We start from the raw sequence: 24,595 nt of genomic DNA, 5'->3' as shown, positions 1-24,595 counted from the left end.
TAATCCCATGATTCGGGGTCAATTGTGGCCGGATTGGCGGCCGCGATATCGGGCGATGAACAATATTCAGCCGACCAGCCGGGCGACCGCGTCCGCCGGCGACATGGTCTCGCGGGCACCATCGCTGCGCCGCTTGATCTCGACCTTGCCGTCGGCGAGGCCCTTCGGCCCGATCATGATCTGCCAGGGGATTCCGATCAGGTCCGCGGCGGCGAACTTGGCGCCCGCGCGCTGGTCGGTGTCGTCGTAGAGCACGTCGACGCCCTTGGCCGTGAGCTCGGCATAAAGCTTCTCGCAGGCCGCATCGACGGCCGCATCGCCCTGCTTGAGGTTGAGGATCGACGCGCGGAACGGTGCCACCGCCTCCGGCCATTTGATGCCGGCATCGTCGTGGCAGGCCTCGATGATGGCACCGACCAGGCGCGAGACGCCGACACCATAGGAGCCGCCGTGGATCGGCACGTCGACGCCGTCCGGGCCCGCCACCAGCGCCTTCATCGGCTCGGAGTATTTCGTGCCGAAATAGAAGATCTGACCGACCTCGATGCCGCGGGTGTTGACCCGTTTATCCACCGGCACTTCCCGCTCGAAGCGCGCGGCGTCGTGGACGTCCTCAGTCGCCGCATAGAGCGAGGTCCACTGCTTGATGATCGGCGTCAGATCGCGGTCATAATCGACGTCTTCGCCCGGCACCGGCAGGTCCAGCACGTCGCGATTGATGAAGACGCCGGATTCACCTGTCTCTGCCAGCACAATGAACTCGTGGCTGAGATCCCCCCCGATCGGTCCGGTCTCGGCGCGCATCGGAATCGCCTTCAGTCCCATCCGCGCGAAGGTGCGCAAATAGGCGACGAACATCTTGTTGTAGGCGACGCGTGCCGCGGCCTCGTTGAGGTCGAAGGAATAGGCGTCCTTCATCAGGAACTCGCGGCCGCGCATCACGCCGAAGCGCGGGCGCTGCTCGTCGCGGAATTTCCATTGGATATGATAGAGATTCAGCGGCAGGTTCTTGTAGGACTTCACATAGGCGCGGAAGATCTCGGTGATCATTTCCTCATTGGTCGGCCCGTACAGCAGCTCGCGCTTGTGCCGGTCGGCAATGCGCAGCATCTCCGGTCCATAGGCATCATAGCGACCGCTCTCGCGCCAGAGGTCGGCGAGCTGGAGTGTCGGCATCAAAACCTCGATCGCGCCGGACCGGTCCTGCTCCTCGCGCACGATCTGCTCGATCTTCTTGAGCACGCGGAAGCCGAGCGGCAGCCAGGCATAGATGCCGGCGGCCTCCTGCCGGATCATGCCGGCGCGCAGCATCAGGCGATGCGAGACGATCTCCGCCTCTTTCGGATTTTCCTTCAGAATGGGCAGAAAGAAACGCGACAACCGCATGGTAATACTCTGGGAATCAGTGATCGGCTGCAGTGAAACCGGATTGGGAGCAAAAACACAAGACCGGGAATGAGGAAAAGCCGCTAACGCGGCGAAATTCCTTGTCATTTTTCCGTCGACTTCAGGTTCAGCTCGAAGTTCAGCATGCGCCGCAAACTCGGCAAGCTTAGGGCGGCGCCAGCTCGAGCTCGTCCTCCAGCGTGATCTTCTCGAAATCAGTCACAAGCGCATCGATCCGCACGCGCCAGCGTCCGGCGAAAGGAAGCTCTACCTTGCGGACATGCCAGTAGTGGTCCGGCCCGAGCGAGGCACCCTGCTCCATCGGCTCGATGCCGCGCTCGGGCAGGCTCAGAGTGAGTGTCACCTCCTTGGCCTCCAGCAGCGTGCCCCCGCCGGTCATGAGCTGGAGCACGAAATCGTCGATCCCCGCCTTGCCGGGCGAGACCAGCACCTGGAACATCGCCTTGTCGGTATGGATGTGGATCGCCAAGGGCGTCTCGGGAACAAGGGTCCGAGGCGGCGGCGTGAAGCGCCAGCCGGCGACGAGGGCGAAGATGGCAACAGCGATCGCGCCTTCGAACACGATCGAGCGCTTGAGGGCGGCTGCGCGCCCTCTCTCCAGCGCCGGGGTGAAACAGAAGCGGTTGAGCGCTGCGAGTGTGACCAGCAGGAGCACCAGTGCGAGCTTGGCGAGAAGAACGAGACCGTACCAGGTCTCGATCAGCGCCGCGGGCTTTTCGAGCTGGACGATCGCGAGCGCAAGGCCGCTCAATGCGAGGAGGCCGACCATCGGCACGGCGATCCGGGAGAAGCGGTTCACGATCGGCAAGGCCTTGTCCGGCGACATCGACACAAGCGCTGCGAGCGGCGCCAGCGCGCCGATCCAGAACGCGACGCCGACGCCGTGGAGGAAGATCGCCGGACGCATCAACATTTCCGGCGGCGCGGTTGCGGCGTGTCCGGTCATCGCGAGCGACAAGCCGACGCCGATGAATGCGAGGATCGCAAGTGAGCGCGCATAACCGGCGTTGCGCAGGGCCATCAATGCAAACAGCATCGCGGCGATCGCCACCAGCATGGCCGGACCCGCGCTGGTCGCGAACGCGACCTTCCAGGGAGCAGTCGTCGCAACCGCCGGGAGCGGCAATCCGAGCAGATCGAGGCCCAGCGCACCGAGTGAAATGACGGCGCTCGGCACACCAATGGCGAGCGCGACGCCCGGCGCGACCATGCCCGTGAGCGACCGCGCCATCCATTGCACAAAGAGCGCGCCGCCGACGCCGACGAAAAGCCCGAGATAGAGGCCGATCCGCGTCAGCCAGATCAGAACCTTCAGGCCGGCATCCGCGCTCGCGGGCGGCTGCGTCGCCGTCGGCGTACCGATCGAGAAGATCACGGAGCCCGCGACCGGATGACCGTCCTGCGAAATGACGCGATAGCTGACCACCGCCGTGCCCTGCGGCAGGTCCGGCGGCATCGCGATCGAGATCGCCTCACCCGATGCGCTGACGCGCGCATCGTCCCGCGCCCTGCCCGCGCCGTCGATCAGCCGGATTGCACCTGGCGTAACCGTTTCGTTGAAACGCAGCTCCAGGGCCTTTGGTGCGCTCGCAAGAATGCTGCCGCTTGCGGGCGTCACCGAGATCAGCGCCGCATGGGCCGATGCGCCGGTCGCAAAACCGGCAACGAGGAGCAGCGTCGTGAGCGCGGCGAGCAGGCGCATCAGGGTTTTGGCATGAGCTTCACACCCGGGGCCGGCGACTTGCTCTCATGCGAATGCGCTGCGCCCTCCGCTGGGATTTCGATCCAGCGGCTAATGCCGGATTCGCATTCCTGCACGACGGGGAAATACAGGATCGTGTTCGGCTTGAGCACGTCGGTCAGCATCGTCTGCATGACGAACTCGTCATAGTACCTGTCCGGCAGCTTCCCGCCGGACCATGTCACCTCCTTGACGCCGGAGGAGAGCTTGCTGCCGTGAAAATCGTACTCGCTGGCATATTTGCCCTCGAGCACATCGACAGTCCAGCCAGCCTTCGGCATCGGCTTCACCGCGATCACCCCTTCCGGGATCTGCACGCGGAGCTTCACGGTGGGCGAGCCCGCGCAGCCATGCGGCACGGCGAATACGGCCTTGTAGTACGAGCCGACGGCCGCCTGCTTCGTCTCGAGCGTGACGTGCGCCGCCGCCGGCGATGCGGCGAGCGTGGCAGCGAGGATCAGACAGGATCTCTTCGACATGTTCGGCCTCTTCGAGAAGATCACTTGATCAGGATCGGCGATTCAACGTTGACATGATCGGCCTTCGAGATCGATATCCCGAGGCCCAGCATCCAGCGTCCGGGCGTCAATTGCGCGACCTTCGCGTGCCAGCCGTCCTCGCTATCGCGAGACGCCTGCACGGGTGCGAGCTTCCTGCCTGTCTGCGTATGCACCAGCGTCACCGACACGGCTTCGGCCGAGAGCGGCGTCTCGTCCGTGGTTTCGAGCTGGATGACGATCTCGACCGGGCCAGCTCGGCCCGGCGATACCGTGACATTGGCCATCGCCTTCTCGGTGTGGAGATGTGTGAAGAAGCTGTCGTCGTCGGTCGCCGCTGCAAGCGGCGTGGCGGCTACCGAGAGCAACGCAACCATCGCGAGCGCAAGGCCCGTAAAATTCCGGCGAGTGGTCATGGGAGACTTGATCCTCTGCATCACATCTTCATTCCGGAATGATCAGGCATCTTCTTCATTTCCATGTGACCGGAATGTCCGCCGTCGCCGGGGGCCTGAGCGCCGACGCCCTGCACGTCGAGGGACACCGCGACCTTGCCGGCCTTTTCGAACTGAAGCGTCACCGGCACTTTGTCGCCCTGCTTGAGCGGGCCTTTCAGCTCCTGGAGCATCAAGTGACTGCCGCCGGGAGCAAGCTTCACGGTCTTGCCGGCGTCGATGACGAGCCCTCTGTCGAGCGGCCGCATCTTCATCACACCATTGTCCATCGCCATCTCGTGGACCTCGGCCTTGCCGGCGATGTCCGCGGAAACGCTGACCAGCCTGTCGGGCGCCGTTCCCTTGTTCTCGATGATCAGATAGCCGCCCGCAACCTTGGCGCCGCCCGGCGTTGCCCGGCTCCAGGCCTGCGAAATGACGAGATCGCCGGCCTTGACGTCGTCGGCCGATGCAACGGCACAACCAGTGAGCAGCAGCGAAATTGTGAGAAGAGCAAGCTTCGTTTTCTTCATGGTGATTCCCTTGTTCATAGTCGTTCGGACTCTCGTGATCGCCTCCCGCAGGGCAGATTCGGCGGCAAGTGACGTGCAAGCCTCACCATCGATACCTCATTCCGACGTACACTGCCCTCCCAGTACCCGGCTCAAACAAGGGCGACGTTGCCGTCGCTCGATCAATGATGCTCGCGCTGGCAATGTAGGTCTTGTTGGTGAGATTGCGCCCCTCGATGTAGCCGGACAGCGGGCCGCCATTATCGAACCCTGCCTTCACGCCGAGCAGCGCGTAGGGCTCCGTCGTCAGCGTGTTCATGCTGTCGACGAAATACGCCTGGGGTACCCATTCGACATTGGGACCGAAGTAGAGACCGGTCGGGTGCTTGTAGAGCAGCTCCGCGCGCAAATAGTGCGCCGGGGCTCCCGGCAATTTGTTGTTTCCAAAGGTCGGATCGTTGTCGAAACGGAAGTCATTGAACGTATAGGCGACGTTGAGCCAGATCTTGTCCGGCGCAGATCCGCTCACGAAGATCTCGCGGAAGATTGCGGCCCCCGCCCCCGCCTCGACGCCCTGATGAATGGAGCGGTCTGCGTTGGTCACATTGCAATTGCCGAAGGCGCTGTAGAGGCATAGGAGCTCGTCGCGAATGTTGGCGCGATAGGCGGCGAGCTCCCACGCATAGTCCGGCCGCCTCATGCGCGTTCCGATTTCGTAGGTGGTCGCGATCTGGGGACGGATGCTGGTGAACGGAATCGTCGGAATGCCGGGACCGTTCGCGCTCTCACCGAAGCTCGGCACCTCGGCGCTCCGCGACACATTGGCGAAGGCCTGCCAGCCTGGATCGATTTGCCACAGCAGCCCGCCCTTGGGTGACCATAGATTGAAGCGCGTTGCCCCTGATTGATCTCCATCGCTCAGGAAGCGATCCTGCCGATTGCGGGTTGCGTACAGAAACTGCGTGCCGCCGACGACCGCGACGTTCGGAAGGAAGTAGAAGCTGTCCTCGATATAGACGGAGGCATTTTCCGAGCGATCGATCGACGACGACAGCAGTGCGCCCTTTTGCCCGGCGATGTTGGCGAATTGCTGGTTGTCGATGCTGCCGTTCAATACGTTGACACCAGCGACCAGTCTGTTGCGGAAGCCTCCGATCGTGCGCTCGTCTGTGACCTTCACAAAGCCGCCGTAGTCCTTGTAACGGTAGTCCAGCCACTGGAAAATCGGATGCATCAGATGGCGGTCGACCCCGAAAGCGCCAAATTCAACTTTGGTGTCATCGAACCGCACCGCCGTCTTGTTCGCCAGCCTGACGGTCTCGATGTTGCGCTGCTGATCCATTGCAACGTTTGCCGGCGCGGCAGCCTCCGGATTGGTCAGGGCAGACGTCCTAGTCACAGTACCAGGAATCCGTTGCCGCACCTCATTGGCGTTGAGGTAAAACCGCGTCTCAACGTCCGGGGAGAACTGATAGCCGACATTGCCGCTCAAGCGGTTGCTCGACCCGAAGCTGTGATCGCGAAACCCGTCCGCGGACTGCGTCGAAGCGGTCACGAAACCATCCCAAGGCCCGTTCACGCCTCCTGTGTTCGCCTGAAGGCGCTTGAAGCCAAACCCTCCGACATCGAGCGACACGCCATTCGGCAACGCGTCGCGGTCCGTCGGCGTCACGAAATTGATGGCACCTCCGAGCGAGTTCGCGCCGAACTGGAGCGCGTTCCCGCCTTTGTAGACTTCGACGTATTTGTAGGCCGTCGGATCAATCTCCTGGAAATCGCCATAGCCGTCCGCAGTGTTGATCGGAATGCCGTCCATGTAGAGCTGCACGCCGCGCAGATGGAAATTGCGCGACAGGCCCGAGCCGCGAATCGAAAGACGCGTGTCGTCGCCCCATTTGGGCTGGGCGAACACGCCGGGCACGTAGTCCAGAATGTCCTTGATTGTGTTCGAGGGGGTCGAATTGCGGTAGGCGTCGGCCGATACGAGCGCCACACTGCCCGGCGTCTGGTTGATTTCCGCGAGCGCTTGTTGCGCGGTCAGCACGGTCAGGGCGCCTGGAATGCCCGTCCCCTGAGCGCTCGCGGTCGGCTGCGGAGTCGGAGTCGTGCGCAGGTCCCGCGCAACACGCTCAGGCCGCACTGCATCGCGTTTTGGACGCGGCACTGACACGCGCTTTTCAGAAGGCGCTTCAACCGTCACCGGGGGAAGTTCCGGCCGATTCAGCTGCGCCCGCACAGCCTGTGGAAACGCCAGAATGGATGCGGAGGCAAGTAGAATCGCGCGCGCACGCGCGCTCTGCAGAGAACGAAAACAAGGCATGAGCCAATTCCTGATACCGGCGCACCAGCCGGTCTGTTGCAAGATGCCCGTCGCGCGCCAACAAGCGCACCGGGGCAAAGTTCGTCAGTACGTCAGGAAATTCGAGGCGGTGCGCGGGCCTGGCCGCTCGAGCCCTCATGAAGGGCGACGGCGGGGACCTCAGCGGGACGCCACACCACCCGGCCAGCGTCGCGGGCGGGAATGGCGAGCGCAACCTGCGGCGGCGAATCCAGCGAGGCGCCGGCATGCGCCAGGCAGCACAGCGCACAAGCGCCGGCATGCGCGGTCGGCGTGCCCGACTGATCATTCAGACCGCCCTGCTCGCCTACACTGTGGCAGATGACGGCTGCGGACAACGGATCGGACACGGCCTCGCCCGTCGCCCAGCAGGCGGCAATCGGCGCCAGCACCTGCATCACCAGGGCGAGCAGGACCAAGGGCAAGTATTTTTGTAGCCGTGCGCGCATCCGCCGAAACCGTTCGCTCGACCGGCAACTAAACACTGCGGCCGGGGCCGAGTCGAGGTCAGTTCCGCCGCCTTCTTGACCCAGCGCAGCTTTCTCGAAAGCTGTGGTCGGCGTGTGCCACCGCCGTCGGTCCGGCATTTGAGGCAGGGAGACCTGCCCCGCCTGTCCACAAATTTCTTATATTTGTCATATGGTTATATGGCTAAAAGCTCGATCATTTCGTCAGCTGCTCGAATTTTGAACATTCGTTGCTGAAAATGATGACAAGTGAGAAAAGTTGATCTAGCATCCTCTTGCTCAGGCGCTGACCGTGAGGTCGAGGCCTGGTGGTCCAAGTCTCGGGAGGAGCCCCTGGCGCGCAAAACGCAGCGTCGCCCCGTCAATCAAGAGCAAATCTTAGAATCGGGGATAATAGGGTCGACACAATTTTTGAGCGGGGCCAGGGCCCCGCTCTTTTTTTTGCGTGCGTGGCAGATGAACGCTCCTTCCGACCACAGCGACCAGTCATCGTAGTCGAGCATTGCGCGCGGGGCATTGCGCTCGCGCAGGGATCGACGCGCGGGCGATGCTCGACCTCGCGCTGACGCGCAGCGGACACTCCCGGCTGATGCGACGCCTGTCTCGCGGTTGATTGCAGATTGAGTGCCAACAACTCTTGTGAGAGACTTTCGGACATCGGTCGCGCAAGCAATGACGCGCCGACGACAAAATATATGGGAGCGAGCGATGTCCGGGACGAAAGATTTCTCGACGACGAGGCGCGATCTTCTACAGGCGGCCGCGACCGCCGGCGCCGGGGCTGCCCTCTTCGGCAGCCTGGGCATAAACCCCGCACTTGCGGCCGAAGTCGGACGCAGCGAAAAACCGCTGAAGGCGGCCTTCTCCAACGCGGGCCTCCAGGCCACCTGGTGCGCGCAAGGAAAGCAGGCGGCGGAATTCTGGGGCAAGCTGTTCAACGTCGAAGTGACCTGGTTCGACGGCCAGCTCGATGCGGTCAAGCAGCGCGCCGCGATCGACAACATGGCCTCGCAGAAATGGGACTTCGTCGCGATCCAGGCCTTCGGCATCGGCACCCTGACCCAGCCGGTTCAGAAGATGATCGACGCCGGCACGCCCGTGATCGACATGGACACGCTGATCGCGCCGCTCGATCAGATCAACGTCCACTCCTTCCTCGCTCCCGACAACGAGTTCATGGGCGCCTCGGTAACGCAGGCGCTGTGCAACGCGATGGGCGGCAAGGGCAAGATCATCATGACCCAGGGCGCGCTCGGACATACCGGCGCGCAAGGAAGAGCCAAGGGCTTCAACTCCGTCGTGAAGCAATTTCCGAACATCGAGGTGCTCGACACGCAGCCGGCCGACTGGGACGTCTCCAAGACGGCGCGTCTGTGGGAAACGTACCTGACGAAATATCCGCAGATCGACGCGGCGTTCTTCCACAATGACGACATGGCGCTTGCGGCGGCCAACATCATGAAGGCGCGCGGTCGCACCAACATCCTGATCGGCGGCGTCGACGCCATGCCGCCGGCGATCCAGGCGGTGAGCGAAGGCCGCATGTTCGCGACCGTCCGCAATCCCTCCTGCCGCATCCATGGCGGCGCCATCATTGCAGGCGTATCGGCCGTGGTCGGCGGCGAGAAGAGCGGACAGGGAATCCCGAAGAACGTCGTCACCGACGGCCCGGTCGTGACCAAGGCCAACGCCGCCGGGATGCAGTGGATGCAGGATCACTTCCTGATCTGAGTCTCCAGATCTGAACTTTCATGACTGCGGGACAACAGCCTATCCTGGAACTCCAGGGCATCACGAAGAGCTTCGGCGGCGTCGAAGCGCTTCGTGGTGTCGACTTCGCGCTTTATCCCGGCGAGATCCACGGTCTCGTCGGCGAGAACGGCGCCGGAAAAAGCACGCTGATGAAGATCATCGCCGGCGTGCACACCGAGTTCTCCGGCCGCTTCCTGGTCGACGGCCAGGAGATGCATTTCCGCTCGGCGCGGGATGCGCACGCCGCCGGCATCGCCATGGTGCATCAGGAGCTCAGCGTTGCGCCCGACCTCACGGTCGCGGAGAACGTCTTCCTCGGCAACCAGCCGACCAACGCGCTCGGCCTCGTGCAGTGGCGGCGGATGGCGCGCGAGGCGGGCGAGCAGCTCGCCCGCTTCGGCATCGACGTCGACCCGATGGCGCGGCTCGGCGATCTCCCGATCGGACTGCAGCAACTGATCGAGATCGCCCGCGTGCTGTTCTCCGGCGCCCGCATCGTCATCCTGGACGAGCCGACCTCTGCCCTCTCCCCGCCCGAGGTCGAGCGGCTCTTCGCAACGCTCCGGCGGCTGCGCGAGGAAGGCACTGCAATCGTCTTCATCTCGCATTTCATCGAGGACATCCTGCGCGTGTCCGACACGGTGACCGTGTTCCGCAACGGGCGGAAGGTGGCGGAGACCGCGAGCGCTGCGACCAGCAAGGGCGCGCTGATCGAGGCCATGATCGGCCGCGGCGGCGAGGTGCTCGAGCATAGCTACACTGACGATCTGATGCTGCCGCAGCCGAGCGACAGCAAGGTCGTTCTTAGGGTCGACCAGCTATCGCTGTCCCGCAGCCTTCGGGACGTCTCGTTCGAGGCTCGCGCCGGCGAGGTGCTCGGCATCTACGGCTTCATGGGGTGCGGCCAGCAGGAGCTGTCGCGCATCCTGTTCGGCAAGCTGAGGCCGGACAGCGGCACGCTCGCCGTCGAGGGCGCGCCAACGACCTTCGCCAGCACGGCGGCGGCGCGGCGCGCCGGCGTGGCGCTGGTGCCGGAGAGCCGGCGCGACATGCTGTTTCACCAGGAGCCGGTCTACAAGAACATCTCGATCAGCATTCTCGACCGCATCTCGTCCGTGCTGCTCAAGCCGGCGCAGGAGCGCGACATCGCCAAGCGCCAGGTCGATCAGCTGCAGATCCGGCCGCCCGTGGTCGGCCTCGATCTCGGCATGCTCTCGGGCGGCAACCAGCAGAAGGTCGCGCTGGCGAAATGGCTCACCTACCCACCAAAGCTCCTGGTGCTGTGCGAGCCGACCCGCGGCATGGATGTCGGCGCCAAGAACGACGTCATCAACATCGTTCGCGACCTCCGCGCCAGGGGGCTCGCGATCATCGTGCTGTCGACCGAGCCGGAAACGGTGCTGTCGCTGGCCGACCGCATCCTCGTGCTCAAGCGCGGCGCCTTGGTGCGGGAATTCAGGAACGAGCCGGTCAGCAAGGACCGCCTGCTGGAGGCGGCGTGACGGAGACGCACAATGGCGAGCAGTGAGACGGCTTTTGCGGGAGCTCGTCGGGCGCGGGGCCTTGCGCCCTTCCTTCGCTCGCAGATGCGCAACATCGCGCCTTTCCTGACGCTGATCTTCCTCTCCGCCTTCTTCGCCTTCGCCAGCCCCTCCTTCGCGACGCTCGACAATCTCGGCAATATCCTGACGCAGGTGTCGGTCACGGGCATCATCGCCGTCGGCCTCACCTTCGTGATCCTCTGCGCCGAAATCGACCTGTCGATCGCCAGCATCGCCAACGTCACCGGCATTGCGGTCGCCTACTTCACGCTGCAGGAATCCTACGTCAACATCGCCAACATCCCGCTGCCCGGCGCGGTCGCGGTCATCCTGTCGATCCTGCTCTGCGGCCTGCTCGGCCTCGTCAATGCGCTGGGGCTGACCGTGATCGGCATCCCCTCCTTCATCATGACGCTGGCGATGATGCAGATCGCCGCCGGCATCTCCGCGCTCTTGGTGCGCGGCCAGATCGCCTACAAGGTGCCGAGCCTGATCACGACGCTCGGTTCGGGCTCGATCGGCGGCATCCCCTGGATCGTCATCGTCGCCGCCATCATGCTGCTCGGCGGCCATCTGGTGCTGACCTACACGCGCTTCGGCCGCTACGTCTACATGGTCGGCGGCAACCGCGAGGCGGCCGAGTATTCCGGCCTCAACGTCAAGCTCATCCTCGGTGCGGTGATGGTGATCTCGGCGGTGTGCTCCGGTATCGGCGGCATGCTCGGCGTTGCCCATTTCGGCAGTGCCCAGCAGAACGAGTTCGACACCTACCTGCTCGACTCCATCGCCGCCGTCGTCGTCGGCGGCACCAGCCTGTTCGGCGGCCGCGGCGGCATCGGCAACACCATCGTCGGCCTGTTCGTGCTCGGCGTCCTCAACAACGGCCTCGACCACGTCAACATCGACAGCTTCCTGAAAATCCTGATCCGCGGCCTGATCCTTTTGGCCGCGCTGGTCATCAATGTCTACGCGCAGCGCTTGAGGGAAAAAGCGGCGGAGTAGACGGCCGCAAAAACAAAAACTGCGAAAACAACCCCATGCACAGTAGCCGGGGCCAGCGAAATCAATGACTTGCCGGCAGCATCGTTAACTTCCGATTTGGCGAAGTCGATTTGACTCGTCGGGCAAAACAGGGGCATGATGTCATCATCGGCAGCCGGCTTCGAAAGGCCGGTGCATCCCCCGTCGTTGCGAGCAGAACGGCGATCTGGGATCTACCTAAGGCGCGATGAAATGAGGCTCGATCGCGCAAATGGGACAATCCCCAAGAGGAGAAAGCCCTCACCCAGCGCTTTGCGCCGACCTCTCCCGCAAGCGAGAGAGGTTGCACCGAGCCCGTGGCAATCGGCTCGACCTAAAGCCATTCCGCTCTATCGCGGGTCAGCGGGTGCGGTCTAACTCCCAGCCTCGGCATCCGGCGACAACCGCGAAAACCGGAAATTGCAGTGGCTGGCGCCGCCCGCCAGCGTCTGGGTCCGTTCCAGGCGGATGCCTCGCGTGGCGTAGGCGACGAAGTCGAGGCCGCAGATGGTCGGCAGGATCTCCTTGTCGCCATGACGTGCCGCGAGCTTGCAGAAGCCGCAGGCCTTGTAATCGATGCCGAACTCGAAGCTGTCCTGGGGACGCGGCTCAACGAAATCGTAGACGAAATCGTCCGGAAACTCCGCTTGGTGAGCTCTTGTAACGCTTCTTGCCGCCTGCTCGCGCATCAAAGCCTGGTTCTCCCGTGACATGAACTGACGCCCCGCGGCGAGACGCTCGGCTTCGGATGTCGTCAGCAGCTGCGCCTTGTAGGTTTCCCGCTCGATCTCGCCGATCACGGGCACCGGCACGTCGTGGCGACGCAGCACCCGGCTGATGGCCATGAAGCCGGTCAGGCGCATGAAGAAATCACTCATGCGGCTTGCCGCGCCACCGACGTAAGGAATCTGGGTGAGGACGATCTCGAATTCGTCCATCACCTCCTGCCTGATTGCGTCGATATCTGAGAGTTGCGCGCGCTCGCGGAGCATCGCGTCGGCAAGGTCTAGTCGCTCGCGCATGGCGGCTTCCATGGCTTGGCGGTGCGTCTGGTAGAACGGATGGATCTCGGCCATTGGACACCTGATATGATTGGCTCATTTGCAACATCGACGGCGCCGCCTCATTCCGCGGCGATCGCTTCGATCTCCAGCAGCCATTTGCTGTCGACGGTCTCGACGACAACGACGGTCAGTGCCGGCTGGTGCTCCCCGAGCATGGCGCGGCGAATGGCGCGGTTGATCACGAGCTGACTGCGTTCCGTCAGGAACGTCGTGACCTTGACCAGGTGCTCGACGCCGAGACCTGCCGCGGCGAGCACCTCCCTGACGTTGCGCCAGGCCTGCTCGCATTGCGCCTCGAAGCCGTCGGGCACGGTGCCGTCGGACTTTTCAGGCACCTGGCCGCTGATGAACAGCAGGCGGCGATGCTGCTTCAGCTCGAGGCCCATGCTGTAGCCGCCGGCGGGCGGGTGAACCGTTGCGGGATTGTGGCTGACGATGTGAGTGGCGACATGGCGTTTCTCCGGATTTGCGGGTCAAGGCTATCCGGCGGCATCACCCTTGTGCAAAGCATCATTGCTGCGGTTCAGCGCAAGGAAATCTATTGCAAGCCCGCGGCCTATCGGTGTCAAAGTGCCGTTGCGATGACCTACGCCCTTCCCCCGCTCAACGCGCTCCGCGCCTTCGAGGCCGCCGCGCGCCACGCAACCAGCCAATCACCCGGACCCGATCCTTCATTGATCCGTTCGCAGCGATAGCCCGGATGGTGGCTCACCCCGCGGGTGATCAGCACGTCGACCTTCCCCTCGACGAGCTCGTGCAGGCCGGCGGGCTGCAGCACGCGCAAACCGATCTCCGCACCTATCTGCCCGGAATCTCCGAAGGCTTTCGCCACATCGCCGAGGCGACCTCGCAATTGAAGCCGACAGGCGCGGTACTGCTGCAATTGGGGGCCCATGGCAGCTACGACCTGCGCCGCCTCGAGCTTGCGCAGTTTCGCAGCGCACATGCGGAACCGATGATTCATATCTGTTCGATGCCGAAGCCCGTATCAAGACCGGCGATGAAAAGGAGGGCGAAGGACTGAGCGCGGTCGACGGCATCAACCGTATTCGTAACATTCTGCGTCAGCCGAGACAGGTGGTCCGGCTCGTTGGCCTTTCGGGTGTGGGCAAAACCCGGCTTTGTGAAGCGCTGTTCGACGACAAGGTCGGCAATGGAGGGCTTGATCCTTCACTGGCCTACTACACGAATGTAGCCGAAGACCCTAACCCTGCACCCATCGGTCTTGCCTCCGATCTGATTGCGGCGCGCAGGCGTGGTATCCTCGTGATCGACAATTGCCCCTTCGAGCTTCATGGTGAGTTGGCGAAGGTGGCGCGCGAGGCGAACTCGACCATCAGCGTGATCACGGTCGAGTACGATATCCGTGATGATCAACCCGAGGGCACGGATGTCTTCGCACTGGATACGTCCTCTCTTCCCCTTATCGAGAAGCTGGTCGCACGGCGCTATCCTCAGGTCTCACAAATCGACGCAGGAACCATAGCGCAGTTTTCGGGCGGCAACGCGCGCGTGGCACTCGCATTGGCCGCCACAGTTGGGAAAAATGATTCCATCAGTAAGCTCAGCGATGCGGATCTGTTCAAGCGGCTCTTTCAGCAGCGGCATGAACACGACCCCGATTTGCTCTTGATCGCCCAGGCGTGCTCGCTGGTCTACTCCTTCGAAGGTGTCAAAACAGAAGGCGAAGGTGCCGAGCTGCCCATTCTTGCAGGGCTCATCGGCAAGCCCGTATCGGAGGTTTACGCCGCAGTCGCCGAGCTGAAACGACGCGATCTGTTGCAGGAACGCGCGGAATGGTGCGCGGTACTGCCGCACGCAATTGCCAATCGCCTTGCTGCGCTCGCCTTGCAGAACATTCCCGCGGCGACGATTGTGAAGACGCTGGTGACCGATGCGCCTCTGCGCCTTAGGCGCTCGTTCTCGCGAAGGCTTGGATATCTCGACGGCAGCAAGGAGGCCCGTTCTATCGTTCAGGCCTGGCTCGCCCCGGGAGGGATGCTCGCGGACACCCCCAATCTCGGCGAAGACGAACGAACGATGTTGGCAAATGTCGCGCCTGTCATGCCGGATGAGACCCTCGCAGCCATCGAGCAGGCCTTGAAAGACGCCGACGAGCCTACGCTGGCCAAGACCACGCATGTCGTGCGGCTGCTTCGCTCGCTTGCCTATGAGCCGGAACACTTCAAGCGGGCGATCGCTTTGCTGATCAAGATCGCCCTGGCGGCAAAAGGCGATGACGACAGTGGCGCCGTGGGTATCGTGCCGTCGCTGTTCTACATTGTTCTGTCCGGCACGCATGCGCCAATCATCATGCGGCTCAAGATTCTGGAAGGTTTGCTAAAGTCGGACGAGCCCGGGTGTAGAGCGCTGGGGTTGAAATCCCTCGACGCCGTCCTGAAGACCGACCATTTCTCCTCGGCCCATGGCTTTGAATTCGGCGCGCGTTCGCGTGACTACGGCTACTATCCGCCAACAGGCCAGGATGTGCAGGATTGGTTCGACGCAGTGCTGCACCTGATCTCGCCCCTTGCCCTATCCGACGCCCCTGTTGCGCCCGGTGTACGCACTGCCATCGCTCATGAATTCCGGGGCCTCTGGTCCAACGCTGGCCAAGTGGATGCTTTGGAAGCGCTAATGAGGCAAATCGCAAGCAAAGGATTCTGGCGCGAAGGTTGGGTAGCCGTGCGTCAAACGCGAATTTTTGATGGCGAACACATGCCTGCCGAAATACGCGAGCGGCTATTGGCATTAGAGGAATTTCTTCGTCCCAAGGATCTCGTCGACAAGGTGAAGGGCGTGGTCCTGGGATCAGGGCGCAACATCGATCTGGATGATCTCGACGAGGTCGAAAACGACGACTACGAGGACGCGATGGTGCGCATGAATCAGACAGTCGAGAGTCTCGGAAAGGATGTTGCGAACGACGACGAGGCATTCAAAACGCTGCTGCCGGGCCTCGTGCGTGGCGGTTCTCGCGTCCCTCTGTTCGGCGCCGGCCTCGGAAGCACCACAGAGAAGCCCTACGAGATTTGGCAGGCCTTCATGACCGAATTCTCGGTAACGGATAAGCCCGACACAGGGCTGATGGGCGGATTCTTGACGGGTCTGCAAAAGCGGAATGCCTTGTTGGCCGACAAAATGTTGGACGAGGCCGTCGAACACCCATCGGTTGGGGTGTATTTTCCGCACCTTCAAGCGCGGATCATTGTGGATGAGAAAGGCGTCCAGCGCCTGCACCGAGCCCTCGAACTCGGCAAAGCCGACATCACACAATATTTCGCGCTGGGCTATGGCCGCGCGAGCGATGAGATTCCGGGACCGCAGTTCCGAGACGTTCTCCTTGCGATCGCGAGCAAGCCCGGCGGCCTGACGGTCGCGTTGGAAGTCCTGTCAATGCGCCTAGTTTCAAATGGAATCGACAAGAAGGACCCGGTGCCCGAGGTTGCCGAGGCGGGGCGCGTTCTCCTCGATGCTTTTGAATTCCATGCAAAGGATGCTCGGTCGGATCGGGAAGATCGCGAGTTGGGAAGCATCGCAAAGGTATCTCTGGCGGGGGAAGAGGGCATCCCAATCGTCCGGCGCATCATCCGAAAATTGATGATCGCGGTGGGCCGCTACGATATTCACGCGTACACGCAGGATGATCTTGTAACGGGCCTGCTTCGCGTTCATCCGGAGATCGTGCTCGACGAGGCCTTCTCGGGCGACGCCAAGGCGCGGCAAAAAGCCGTGCAGGTCTTTGTCGATTTCCAGCGCTTTCACAAAAACCCGCTGGGCGTCGTGCCGGATGATGTACTTCTAGCGTGGTGCGATGCTGATCCCGCCGTTCGCTATCCTCTCATGGCGGCATCGGTAGGCCTGTTCAAGCGTCCTGCGAACAACGAACCGCATGAGTGGCTTCCCTTGGCATCGAAGTTGCTGAACAAGGCCCCCGATCCTCATGCCGTATTGAATGAGATCGTGCGGCGCTTACGTCCGTGGAGCTGGAGCGGGTCGCTCGCGACGAAGCTGGAAGAACGCTTGAAACTGCTTGAACAGCTTCCGGGCGACCACACACCAGAACTTGCCAATGCTCTCGACAAGGCCAAGGCTGACCTTCAGGAATGGATCACCAAAGAGCGTAGGAACGAAGCCGCGGAGAGCCGGGCACGGGGCGGCCGGTTCGAGGATTAAATTTGCGACTTCCGCTCACTTGACATCGGCTCCCCCGCAATCTCCTCGCTTCGCCAGCACCGCACCGCGTGCCCATCCGCCCGCGTCTCCAGCGACGGCCCCGGCTCATTCCGGCACACCGCCTCCGCATACCGGCAGCGGGGGCTGAAGGCGCAGCCGTTCGGTGGATTGAGCGGGTTGGGCAAGTCGCCGCCTGTCGTCACCAGCGGCGCATGGCGCAAGGGATCGGGGATCGCGGCGATCAGGGCTTGCGTGTAGGGGTGCGCGGGACGTTCGAAGATCTCGCGCCAGTGGCCGTTCTCGACGATGCGGCCGAGATACATCACGGCGACGCGGTCGCTCATGTGCTCGACGACGCCGAGATCATGGCTGATCATGATGTAGGACAGGCCGAGCGTGTCCTTCAATTCCAAGAGCAGATTGATGATCTGGGCTCGGATCGAGACGTCGAGCGCCGAGACCGGCTCGTCGCAGATGACGATCTTCGGATTGAGGATCAGCGCGCGCGCGATGCCGATGCGCTGGCGCTGGCCGCCGGAGAATTCGTGCGGATAGCGATCGGCCTGCTCGGGGCGCAGGCCGACATGTTTCAGCATCGTCGCGACGCGGTCCTCGATCTCGCTTTTCGCGGTCACGCCGTGCACGCGCAGGGGATCTTCGAGCGTGCGACGAACGGTCTGGCGCGGATTGAGCGAGGCGTAGGGATCCTGAAACACCATCTGCACGATGCGGGCCAGCGCCTTTCGATCGCCGGATTGCCTGTTGGTCACGACCTGCCCGTCCAACACGATGCGACCGCGCGTCGGCGTCAGCAGACCGAGGATCGAGAGCGCGACCGTCGACTTGCCGGATCCGGACTCGCCGACGAGGCCGAGGCATTCGCCGCGCTTCAATTCGAGATCGACACCGTCAACCGCACGCAGCAGCCGCCGGCCGCGGCCCAGCAGGCCACCTCCCAGCGGGAAATGAACCGCGAGATCCTCGATGGTGAGAATGAGATCGTCGTCCCGCCTGGCTTCGCCCAGCATGTTCTGCGGCTCATGCATGGTGATGACACCTGACCAAGCCGCCTGCCTCCAGCAAATCCGTCTTGGGCGCGGCTGTCCGACAAATATCGGTCGCCTGCGCACAACGGGGATTGAACCGGCAGCCATCCGGGAAATTCGTGATCGCCGGGACGACGCCCGCGATCTCCTTGAGCCTGCTGCGGCCGAGCGCGGCGCGGCTGCCCAGCCGCGGCAGGGAGTCGACGAGGCCCTGCGTGTAGGGATGGGAGGGCGCGCGGAAGATATCCGCCGAGCTGCGCTCCTCGACGATGCGGCCGGCATACATCACGGCGACGCGGCGGCAGACATTGGCGACGAGGCCGAGATCGTGGCTGATCATCAGGATCGCCGTTCCGCGCTCGGCGCATAGGTTTCGCATCAGCTCGATGATCTCGGCCTGCACGGTAACGTCGAGCGCGGTGGTCGGTTCGTCGGCGATCAGGAGGTCCGGACCGCAGGCGAGTGCGATGGCGATCATCACGCGCTGGCGCATGCCGCCCGAAAGCTGATGCGGGTAATCCTTCACGCGCCGCTCCGGCGCGGGGACGCGCACGCTCGCGAGCGACTCGACCGCCAGCTGGTTGGCTTCCCGCCAGCTCTTGCCCTTGTGCAGCACGAACATCTCGGCGATCTGCCGTCCGACCGGCGAGACCGGGTTCAGCGCCGTCATGGGCTCCTGAAAGATCATGGCGATGCGGTTGCCGCGCAGCTGCCGCTGCCTGGCGGCTGAGAGGTTCTGGATCTCCCGCCCCTCGAACCGGATGGCGCCACCGCCGATCGACAGCGGCGACCGCAGCAGGCCGATCAAGGCGAGCGCCGTGATGCTCTTGCCGCAGCCGGATTCGCCGACAAGGCCGAATGTCTCGCCCCGATCGATCCGGAACGAAATGCCTTCGGCCGCCGCAACGCGCCTCGATCCATCATCGAGATCGATGCGGAGATCCTCGACCTCGATCAGCGGCGCCCCTGTCATGTTCGCCGGCTCCGCGATTGGGGATCGAGGATGTCGCGCAGGCCATCGCCGAGCAGGTTGAGGCCGAGCACGGTCAGGAAGATGGCAAGGCCGGGAAAAACCGAGAGCCACGGCGCCGTCGTGATCTGGTCGCGGGCCTCGGACAACATGCTGCCCCAGCTCGGAAAGGGCGGACGGACGCCGAGCCCCAGGAACGACAATGCGGCTTCGGAGAGAACGGCGCTGCCCATGCCGAGCGTGCCGATCACGACGATCGGCCCTAACATGTTCGGCAAGAGCTGCGTGATCATGATGCGCAGATCGCCATAACCGAGCACGGTTGCGGCCTGAACGTAGCCCTGGTTCCGCAGCGACAGCGCCGATGCGCGTGCGAGCCGGCAGGTGAAGGACCAGTTGGTCAGCCCGAGCGCGATCAAGAGGCTGGTCAGGCCGGGACCGAGCACCGCCATGATGGCGAGCGCAAAGATCAACGAGGGGATCGCGAGCATGAGATTGGTCAGGGCGTTGACGACATCGTCCCACCAGCCGCCAAAATAGCCGGCGCTCAGACCAAGCCCCACGCCGATGACGCTGTTGATGAGCTGCGAGACGATGCCGACCGTCAGCGAGATGCGGGCGCCGTAGACGACGCGGGAATAGATGTCGCGGCCCTGTCCGTCGGTCCCGAACCACCAGGTCCAGCTCGGAGGCTCCTCCGCATTCAAGAGGTTGGCATCCATGACGGGGTCCGTATGCGCCAGCCAGGGCGCGAGCAAGCCCACCAGGATCGCAAGCGCGAATAACGCGCCCCCGATGACGAGATTGGCGCGGAGCTTCATGCGTATCTGATCCTGGGATCGATCACGCCGTAGAGCACATCGATCAAGAGATTGATCGCGAGAAAGAACAGCACCACCACGAGAATGGAACCCTGGACGGCGGGAATGTCGCGCTGCAGGACGCTGTCCACGAGCAGCGAGCCGATCCCCGGCCAGGAGAACAGCTTCTCGACCACGACCGCCTGCCCCATCAGCGCGCCGAACTGCAGGCCCATGGTCGTGAGAATGAGGACGAGCGCATTGCGCATCACGTGCCATTTCACGACCCTGGTTTCGCTCATGCCCTTCGAGCGCGCCGTGCGGACGAAGTCCGCGGTCATGATCTCGAGGACCGCGGCGCGCGTTGTCCGCGCCAGCAGCGCCATCGGCGAGACGCCGAGCGTCACGGCCGGCAGGATCAGATATTTGAGGCCGCCATCGCCATAGCCGAAACTCGGCAGCCAGCCGAGCCTCAACGCGAACAGGTACATCAAGAGCAGTCCGAGCCAGAACTTGGCCAAAGACAGGCCCGATACCGCCAGGACCATCGAGACGGTGTCGACGAGGCTGCCCGGCCGCAACGCCGCGACGAAGCCGAGCGGGACGCCGAGCAGAACCGCAAATGCCATGGAGGCGAAGATCAGCTGCAGCGTCGGCCATGCCCGCTTGGCGATCATGGTCGTCACCGGCTCGCGGGTCCGGAACGACGCCCCCAAATCACCGGTCGCGAGCCTCGCGACATAGGCGCCGAAGCGCATGTAGACGGGCTGGTCGAGGCCGAGCTGCTTCTTCATGCGCAGCTCGACCTGCGGGTCGCTGTCGTCGCTCATGGTCGAGGCGATGCTGCCTGGAACGACACTGAACAGCACGAACACCAGCAGCACGACGGCGAGCACGGTCGGAATGGTCTGCAGCAGGCGACGGATCAGGAACGAGAGCATCGGCACTTTTCCTCGCTCCCTCCATTGTCTGTCACGATGGGGGGAGCGCGCGTGTCACTTCGCGGGCGAGGTCTCGTCGACCCAGAGCTCCTCCACGTTCTGGTGGGTCAGCTCCGTCGGGTTCTGCTGAATTCCGTGGAGCCATGGCTGCACGGCCATGACCGCCTTGTTGTAGTTGAAGAACCAGACCGGCGCCTCGTCGTAGAGCAGTGCATTGGCCTTTTGCAGCAGCTGGGTGCGCTTCGCAGCGTCATCGGCCTGCCCGGCCTCGTCGAGGATCTTGTCGAATTCGGCATTCTTGAAGTTCATGTAGTTGCAGGCCGGTTGCGGCGTCGACGAGTGGAAGCATTTGAGTGCGGCCAGCGGATCCGGGCCGCTCTGCTGGGAATAGATGAAGGCCTGGTAGTCGCCGGTGCGAACCACCTCCGCCAGCACCGCGGTCTCGACCTGCTTGACCTTGGCCTTGATGCCGACCTTGTCCAGCATTGGAATGACGGCCGAGACGATCGGCAGGCCCCAGCTTTCGTTCTGGCTGGTGGTCCATTCGAACTCGAAGCCGGATGCGTAGCCGGCCTCGGTGAGCAGTTGCTTGGCCTTGGCGGGATCATAGGGATACGGCTTCATGGACTTGTCGTAGGCCGGCGAGGTCAGCGGCAGCCAGCTGGTGGCGCGGTAGGCCTTGCCTTTGACCAGCTTGTTGATGATCAAGTCGGTATCGATCGCGTAGTTGATCGCCTGCCGGACGCGTTTGTCGGCAAACGGTTTGAAGGCGGTGTTCATCCCCATGTAGCGCGTGAAGACCTCCGCGACATCGACGATGGTACCCTTGAGGTTGGCGTCGGACTGGTAGGCGACGTACTGCGCCGGTCCCAGCACCGAGGTGTCGATCTCCTTGTTGCGGAAGGCGACATCGCGCGCGGCGGCCTCGGCCATGATCGACACGATGACCTTGTCGGCATAGGGCTTGCCGGGCTTGTAGAAGCGGTCCCAGCGCTCCAGGACGATGCGCGATCCCGGCACGTGCTCGACGAATTTGAAAGGCCCGAGACCGATCGGCTTCTGGATGAAGCTCTCCTTGGCGCCTTCGTCGGCCGGATAGATCGAGGTCAGCGCGGTGAAGAAATAAAAGCCGGGATCGACCTTGTCGGTCAGCTTCATCTCGATGGTGAAGTCGTCGATCTTCTTCAGGCCGGAGATTTCCTTGGCCTGGCCCTTCTCCACCGCGGCCGCGCCCTCGATCACGCGGACAAAGCGAGCGCCGGGATAGGCCTTGCTGCCGTCCATGATGCGGTTATAGGACCAGATGACGTCGTCGGCGGTCATCTTTCGGCCATTGTGGAAGTAGGCATCGTCGCGCAGCTTGAAGGTGTGCACGAGACCTCCGCCCGAGACCACATCCTCCTTGGCGAGTTCCAGGACCGGCTTTCCTTGCGCGGAATCCCAGATGTAGAGCGAGCGGTGCAGCGCCTTGGCGTAGATCTCGTCCTGGGCGCGTTGCGTGGTGTGAATGTCGAGACTTGTGAAGCTCGAGCCATAGGGCGCAGTCATCCGGATGGTTCCGCCCTTGCGCGGCGTCTCGGCCTCCGCCGTAGCAGCGAGCGCCAGCCCCATCCCCGCGACGACCGCAATCATCCTGAACATCATGTGTCCCCCAACAGCGCAGGCGTATTCCGACAAGAGATTTGATCATTCGTCGCCCGTCGAAAGCAAGCTTCGATTTGATGGCAACCGATGCCGGTTTCCGAGGCAGTCCTTCGACCGAGACCCTTCGGGGGACTGGTTGCATGCCCCAAGCCGATTTGACGCGGTGCGTCATTGAACGGCCGGGATCGGTGAACATTTTTCGTGATCAACGCGAACGACGGAGGGACTGGGCGCCGGCTTTATTGACGTTCCCGCGACGATCTCTCACCTCGTCATTGCGAGCGCAGCGAAGCAAATCCAGTCTGGCTCCGCGGAAAGATTCTGGATGCTTCGCTGCGCTCGCAAAACATCGACAGCAATGACGGAGCGTGGGGCGGCTCCGGCTCCTCACCATGCGGCTCTCTCAGCCGGACAGCTCCGGCATCCAGTTCCGCAGTTTCCGCGCGGCGCCCGTCACGTCGGTGACCGTCCGAAATGCCCCCGTCTCCACCATCATCGTGCGCGCCAGCCGCACGGCGCGTGCCTCGGTGGTCGCCCGCATGCGCAAGTCCTCGATCAGCTCGAAATCGATGTTGTGGGCGAGGCCGAAGATGCGGCGGATGATCTTGGCAGCGGCGAAGCCGACCGTATCGGCGAACAGGCGCTGCATGTAGGCCTGCCGCTCGGCCTCCAGGCGCGCCGTGCCCTTCTCGCCGCCGAAGAGTGACACCGGATAGGCGTCACCGGCCGCGCTGCCGCGCCAGAGATCGAGGAATTTGCCGGCGAACCCGGTCCACACGTTTTCGACCGTCTCCAACACCCAGGCCTCGAATGCGGCCCGGTCGCCCGGCGCGCCCTCGTGGCCGGCGGAGGCGAAATAGGCCATCAAGAGGTTGGCAAGCACGGCGCCCGCGTCGAACCCCATCGGACCGTAGAATGCGAATTCAGGGTCGATCACCCGCGTCTGGCTGTCCGTGACCATGATCGAGCCCGTGTGGAGGTCGCCATGGATCAGCGCCTCGGGGCTCGCCATGAATTTCAACTTCAGCCGGGAGATCGCGATGTGCAGGTCCATGTCGTCGCGCAGATCGGCGGCGACGCCGTCGAGATATGGCACCGTCCAACGGTTCTGTTCGGCGATGCGGTAGGGATCGGTGAAGATCAGATCCTCCGTGATCTTGCAGAGTGCGTGGTTGCCGGCGAAGGCGGCTATGCCCTGCTTCTTCTCCGCCGCGGAGAGCGCGAGGTCGGAGGTGAAGAACAAGGTGCGCGCCATGAAGGTGGTGATGTCGTCCGCGAAGCGCGGATATTTGGTTCCCGCGACCAGGCCCTTGCGCATGATGATGTGGGGCTCGAGCAGCTCCATCACCGTCAGCGCCAGCTTTTCGTTGTGATGCAGCAGGGCCGGCACCAGGCCGGGTGCGAGCTCGGCCTGCCGTGACAGAGCGAGATATTCGTAATGGGCCCGCGACAGCGGCAGCGGCCAACTCTCGCCGACGAGGCGAACGTAAGGCAGCGCCTGCTTCACGGCGATGCCGCCACGGGCGCCCTTGACGATGAAGACGAGGTTGAGATTGCCGTCGCCGACCTCGGTGATCGCCCAGGATACGGGATCGCCGCCAAGCCGCACCTTCAGGTCCGGAAGGGCCGCGAGATAATCCCGCAAGGCCGCCTCATGCAGAATCCGATAGTCTCCTGCCCGGTCCCCGGTCATGACGATCCCACCCCATTTGTGTAGGCCGGATCGTTACTCCCGCTCCAGGAAGCTCGAGCCGATCTCGGCCTTTCTTTTGATCGGATCGTAATCACAATAAACGAGGTCCGCCACCAGCGTGTAGCTGGCGCTGACGGTGTATTTGTCTGTTTTGACCGAGTTCAGGCCGATCACCGAGGTGCTCTTGCCCCCGTTCCATTTGAACGGGGTCGAGCTCTTGGCCTGCTCGCAGGCCAGCACGGCCTCGTTGAAGACATAGCCCTCGACGAACGCCTTCAGGGTGCGCACCTGCACCGCCATCTTCCATTCGACATAGCCGATGGCACCAAGACCGGCGACGATCAGCACCAGAAGCGCGACGACGATCCTCTGAAAAGTCATTCGTTACCCCCTCAATTGTGTTTCAATATGCAAACTATCTCCGGCGTCATTGCTGTCGATGTTCAATAATTCGCTGATTGGATCGCGGTGGTCTTGGAAGCGGCGAAAGCCTTGGGAGTTTGTCCTGCCAAGGCCTGATGGGGTCTGTGGTTGTTGTAGTAGACGAGGTAC

21 protein-coding genes and 1 pseudogene are annotated in these 24,595 nt (G+C 63.1%); 6 read left to right on the top strand and 16 right to left on the bottom strand.

Going from position 1 to position 24,595, the window contains the following annotated elements:
• Positions 1 to 66: 66 nt before the first annotated feature.
• The 7 genes from proS to EAV90_RS29330 all read right to left on the bottom strand — a co-directional run bounded on the left by proS (position 67) and on the right by EAV90_RS29330 (position 7,378).
• Positions 67 to 1,386 (bottom strand): proline--tRNA ligase, encoded by a 1,320-nt coding sequence (gene proS, locus EAV90_RS29360; protein ID WP_122403029.1) that lies wholly within the window; start codon positions 1,384 to 1,386, stop codon positions 67 to 69.
• A 166-nt stretch (positions 1,387 to 1,552) separates the two neighbouring features.
• Positions 1,553 to 3,109 (bottom strand): copper resistance CopC/CopD family protein, encoded by a 1,557-nt coding sequence (locus EAV90_RS29355; protein WP_122403028.1) that lies wholly within the window; start codon positions 3,107 to 3,109, stop codon positions 1,553 to 1,555.
• Positions 3,109 to 3,627, bottom strand: coding sequence for a YcnI family copper-binding membrane protein (locus EAV90_RS29350; RefSeq protein ID WP_122406641.1), 519 nt, complete (start codon positions 3,625 to 3,627; stop codon positions 3,109 to 3,111). Before EAV90_RS29350 ends, EAV90_RS29355 begins: the two co-directional genes overlap by 1 nt.
• 20 nt (positions 3,628 to 3,647) lie before the next feature.
• Positions 3,648 to 4,061, bottom strand: a complete 414-nt coding sequence (locus tag EAV90_RS29345; protein WP_244607988.1) for an alkaline phosphatase D family protein — start codon at positions 4,059 to 4,061, stop codon at positions 3,648 to 3,650.
• A gap of 20 nt (positions 4,062 to 4,081) precedes the next feature.
• Positions 4,082 to 4,612 carry a copper chaperone PCu(A)C gene (locus EAV90_RS29340; protein WP_122406640.1) on the bottom strand — a complete coding sequence of 177 codons (531 nt, stop codon included), beginning with the start codon at positions 4,610 to 4,612 and terminating at the stop codon, positions 4,082 to 4,084.
• A gap of 82 nt (positions 4,613 to 4,694) precedes the next feature.
• Positions 4,695 to 6,911: a TonB-dependent receptor family protein gene (locus EAV90_RS29335; RefSeq protein WP_129145479.1), complete on the bottom strand. Its 2,217-nt coding sequence runs from the start codon at positions 6,909 to 6,911 to the stop codon at positions 4,695 to 4,697.
• 92 nt (positions 6,912 to 7,003) lie between these two features.
• A complete protein-coding gene (locus EAV90_RS29330) occupies positions 7,004 to 7,378 on the bottom strand; it encodes a DUF2946 domain-containing protein (protein ID WP_122403025.1) in 375 nt (124 codons plus the stop codon).
• A 726-nt stretch (positions 7,379 to 8,104) separates the two neighbouring features.
• On the opposite strand from EAV90_RS29330, the gene EAV90_RS29325 reads away from it, so the two are divergent.
• Genes EAV90_RS29325 through EAV90_RS29315 form a run of 3 tightly spaced genes read left to right on the top strand, consistent with a single transcriptional unit; the run spans position 8,105 to position 11,691 of the window.
• Complete coding sequence (locus EAV90_RS29325) at positions 8,105 to 9,127, top strand: sugar ABC transporter substrate-binding protein (RefSeq protein ID WP_162500258.1); 1,023 nt, start codon at positions 8,105 to 8,107, stop codon at positions 9,125 to 9,127.
• A gap of 20 nt (positions 9,128 to 9,147) precedes the next feature.
• Positions 9,148 to 10,650, top strand: a complete 1,503-nt coding sequence (locus tag EAV90_RS29320; protein ID WP_122403023.1) for a sugar ABC transporter ATP-binding protein — start codon at positions 9,148 to 9,150, stop codon at positions 10,648 to 10,650.
• Positions 10,651 to 10,662: 12 nt separating this feature from the next.
• On the top strand, positions 10,663 to 11,691 hold the full coding sequence (locus EAV90_RS29315) for an ABC transporter permease (protein ID WP_122403022.1): 1,029 nt from the start codon (positions 10,663 to 10,665) through the stop codon (positions 11,689 to 11,691).
• Between the two features lie 392 nt (positions 11,692 to 12,083).
• On the opposite strand, the gene EAV90_RS29310 is transcribed toward EAV90_RS29315, so the two are convergent.
• Together EAV90_RS29310 and EAV90_RS29305 are read right to left on the bottom strand one after the other, a co-directional pair.
• The gene (locus tag EAV90_RS29310; protein WP_122403021.1) at positions 12,084 to 12,785 is read right to left on the bottom strand and encodes an L-2-amino-thiazoline-4-carboxylic acid hydrolase; all 702 of its coding nucleotides are present in this window, start codon (positions 12,783 to 12,785) and stop codon (positions 12,084 to 12,086) included.
• A gap of 47 nt (positions 12,786 to 12,832) precedes the next feature.
• Positions 12,833 to 13,159: a RidA family protein gene (locus tag EAV90_RS29305; RefSeq protein WP_162500257.1), complete on the bottom strand. Its 327-nt coding sequence runs from the start codon at positions 13,157 to 13,159 to the stop codon at positions 12,833 to 12,835.
• Between EAV90_RS29305 and EAV90_RS40225 the strand changes: the two genes are divergently transcribed.
• The 3 genes and pseudogenes from EAV90_RS40225 to EAV90_RS29290 all read left to right on the top strand — a co-directional run bounded on the left by EAV90_RS40225 (position 13,136) and on the right by EAV90_RS29290 (position 16,949).
• A complete protein-coding gene (locus EAV90_RS40225; protein ID WP_174221539.1) occupies positions 13,136 to 13,468 on the top strand; it encodes a hypothetical protein in 333 nt (110 codons plus the stop codon). The two genes, EAV90_RS29305 and EAV90_RS40225, sit on opposite strands and share 24 nt — an antisense overlap.
• Positions 13,469 to 13,569: 101 nt before the next feature.
• A pseudogene (locus tag EAV90_RS29295) lies at positions 13,570 to 13,725 on the top strand (LysR family transcriptional regulator); the annotation flags it as partial.
• Between the two features lie 125 nt (positions 13,726 to 13,850).
• Positions 13,851 to 16,949 (top strand): hypothetical protein, encoded by a 3,099-nt coding sequence (locus EAV90_RS29290; protein ID WP_122403020.1) that lies wholly within the window; start codon positions 13,851 to 13,853, stop codon positions 16,947 to 16,949.
• On the opposite strand, the gene EAV90_RS29285 is transcribed toward EAV90_RS29290, so the two are convergent.
• From EAV90_RS29285 to EAV90_RS29255, 7 genes are all read right to left on the bottom strand, one after another.
• Positions 16,946 to 17,995 (bottom strand): ABC transporter ATP-binding protein, encoded by a 1,050-nt coding sequence (locus tag EAV90_RS29285; RefSeq protein WP_122403019.1) that lies wholly within the window; start codon positions 17,993 to 17,995, stop codon positions 16,946 to 16,948. The two genes, EAV90_RS29290 and EAV90_RS29285, sit on opposite strands and share 4 nt — an antisense overlap.
• Positions 17,988 to 18,968: an ABC transporter ATP-binding protein gene (locus tag EAV90_RS29280; RefSeq protein ID WP_122403018.1), complete on the bottom strand. Its 981-nt coding sequence runs from the start codon at positions 18,966 to 18,968 to the stop codon at positions 17,988 to 17,990. The genes EAV90_RS29285 and EAV90_RS29280 overlap by 8 nt, the downstream gene beginning before the upstream one ends.
• Positions 18,965 to 19,786, bottom strand: a complete 822-nt coding sequence (locus tag EAV90_RS29275; protein ID WP_122403017.1) for an ABC transporter permease — start codon at positions 19,784 to 19,786, stop codon at positions 18,965 to 18,967. The genes EAV90_RS29280 and EAV90_RS29275 overlap by 4 nt, the downstream gene beginning before the upstream one ends.
• Complete coding sequence (locus EAV90_RS29270) at positions 19,783 to 20,706, bottom strand: ABC transporter permease (RefSeq protein ID WP_122403016.1); 924 nt, start codon at positions 20,704 to 20,706, stop codon at positions 19,783 to 19,785. The genes EAV90_RS29275 and EAV90_RS29270 overlap by 4 nt, the downstream gene beginning before the upstream one ends.
• A gap of 54 nt (positions 20,707 to 20,760) precedes the next feature.
• On the bottom strand, positions 20,761 to 22,350 hold the full coding sequence (locus tag EAV90_RS29265; protein ID WP_122403015.1) for an ABC transporter substrate-binding protein: 1,590 nt from the start codon (positions 22,348 to 22,350) through the stop codon (positions 20,761 to 20,763).
• Between the two features lie 403 nt (positions 22,351 to 22,753).
• Entirely contained in the window at positions 22,754 to 24,043 is a 1,290-nt protein-coding gene (gene mtnK / locus EAV90_RS29260) for an S-methyl-5-thioribose kinase (protein WP_122403014.1), read from the bottom strand.
• Positions 24,044 to 24,076: 33 nt separating this feature from the next.
• Entirely contained in the window at positions 24,077 to 24,424 is a 348-nt protein-coding gene (locus EAV90_RS29255) for a hypothetical protein (protein WP_122403013.1), read from the bottom strand.
• Positions 24,425 to 24,595: the final 171 nt, after the last annotated feature.

Source organism: Bradyrhizobium vignae (assembly GCF_004114425.1).
GTDB lineage: Bacteria > Pseudomonadota > Alphaproteobacteria > Rhizobiales > Xanthobacteraceae > Bradyrhizobium > Bradyrhizobium vignae.
Note: the sequence above shows the minus strand (reverse complement) of the source record. Positions and strands in the feature narration are given on the sequence as shown.

Bases quoted from the DNA above. Each gene is read 5' to 3' on its own strand.
- EAV90_RS29335 (WP_129145479.1), bottom strand. From the start codon at position 6,911: ATGCCTTGTTTTCGTTCTCTGCAGAGCGCGCGTGCGCGCGCGATTCTA.
- EAV90_RS29330 (WP_122403025.1), bottom strand. From the start codon at position 7,378: ATGCGCGCACGGCTACAAAAATACTTGCCCTTGGTCCTGCTCGCCCTG.
- EAV90_RS29320 (WP_122403023.1), top strand. From the start codon at position 9,148: ATGACTGCGGGACAACAGCCTATCCTGGAACTCCAGGGCATCACGAAG.
- EAV90_RS29305 (WP_162500257.1), bottom strand. From the start codon at position 13,159: ATGGGCCTCGAGCTGAAGCAGCATCGCCGCCTGCTGTTCATCAGCGGC.
- EAV90_RS29340 (WP_122406640.1), bottom strand. From the start codon at position 4,612: ATGAAGAAAACGAAGCTTGCTCTTCTCACAATTTCGCTGCTGCTCACT.
- EAV90_RS29270 (WP_122403016.1), bottom strand. From the start codon at position 20,706: ATGCTCTCGTTCCTGATCCGTCGCCTGCTGCAGACCATTCCGACCGTG.
- EAV90_RS29325 (WP_162500258.1), top strand. From the start codon at position 8,105: ATGTCCGGGACGAAAGATTTCTCGACGACGAGGCGCGATCTTCTACAG.
- EAV90_RS29255 (WP_122403013.1), bottom strand. From the start codon at position 24,424: ATGACTTTTCAGAGGATCGTCGTCGCGCTTCTGGTGCTGATCGTCGCC.
- EAV90_RS29275 (WP_122403017.1), bottom strand. From the start codon at position 19,786: ATGAAGCTCCGCGCCAATCTCGTCATCGGGGGCGCGTTATTCGCGCTT.
- EAV90_RS29345 (WP_244607988.1), bottom strand. From the start codon at position 4,061: ATGACCACTCGCCGGAATTTTACGGGCCTTGCGCTCGCGATGGTTGCG.
- EAV90_RS40225 (WP_174221539.1), top strand. From the start codon at position 13,136: ATGCTGCTTCAGCTCGAGGCCCATGCTGTAGCCGCCGGCGGGCGGGTG.
- EAV90_RS29315 (WP_122403022.1), top strand. From the start codon at position 10,663: ATGGCGAGCAGTGAGACGGCTTTTGCGGGAGCTCGTCGGGCGCGGGGC.
- mtnK (WP_122403014.1), bottom strand. From the start codon at position 24,043: ATGACCGGGGACCGGGCAGGAGACTATCGGATTCTGCATGAGGCGGCC.
- EAV90_RS29265 (WP_122403015.1), bottom strand. From the start codon at position 22,350: ATGATGTTCAGGATGATTGCGGTCGTCGCGGGGATGGGGCTGGCGCTC.
- EAV90_RS29350 (WP_122406641.1), bottom strand. From the start codon at position 3,627: ATGTCGAAGAGATCCTGTCTGATCCTCGCTGCCACGCTCGCCGCATCG.
- EAV90_RS29310 (WP_122403021.1), bottom strand. From the start codon at position 12,785: ATGGCCGAGATCCATCCGTTCTACCAGACGCACCGCCAAGCCATGGAA.
- proS (WP_122403029.1), bottom strand. From the start codon at position 1,386: ATGCGGTTGTCGCGTTTCTTTCTGCCCATTCTGAAGGAAAATCCGAAA.
- EAV90_RS29355 (WP_122403028.1), bottom strand. From the start codon at position 3,109: ATGCGCCTGCTCGCCGCGCTCACGACGCTGCTCCTCGTTGCCGGTTTT.
- EAV90_RS29285 (WP_122403019.1), bottom strand. From the start codon at position 17,995: ATGCATGAGCCGCAGAACATGCTGGGCGAAGCCAGGCGGGACGACGAT.
- EAV90_RS29280 (WP_122403018.1), bottom strand. From the start codon at position 18,968: ATGACAGGGGCGCCGCTGATCGAGGTCGAGGATCTCCGCATCGATCTC.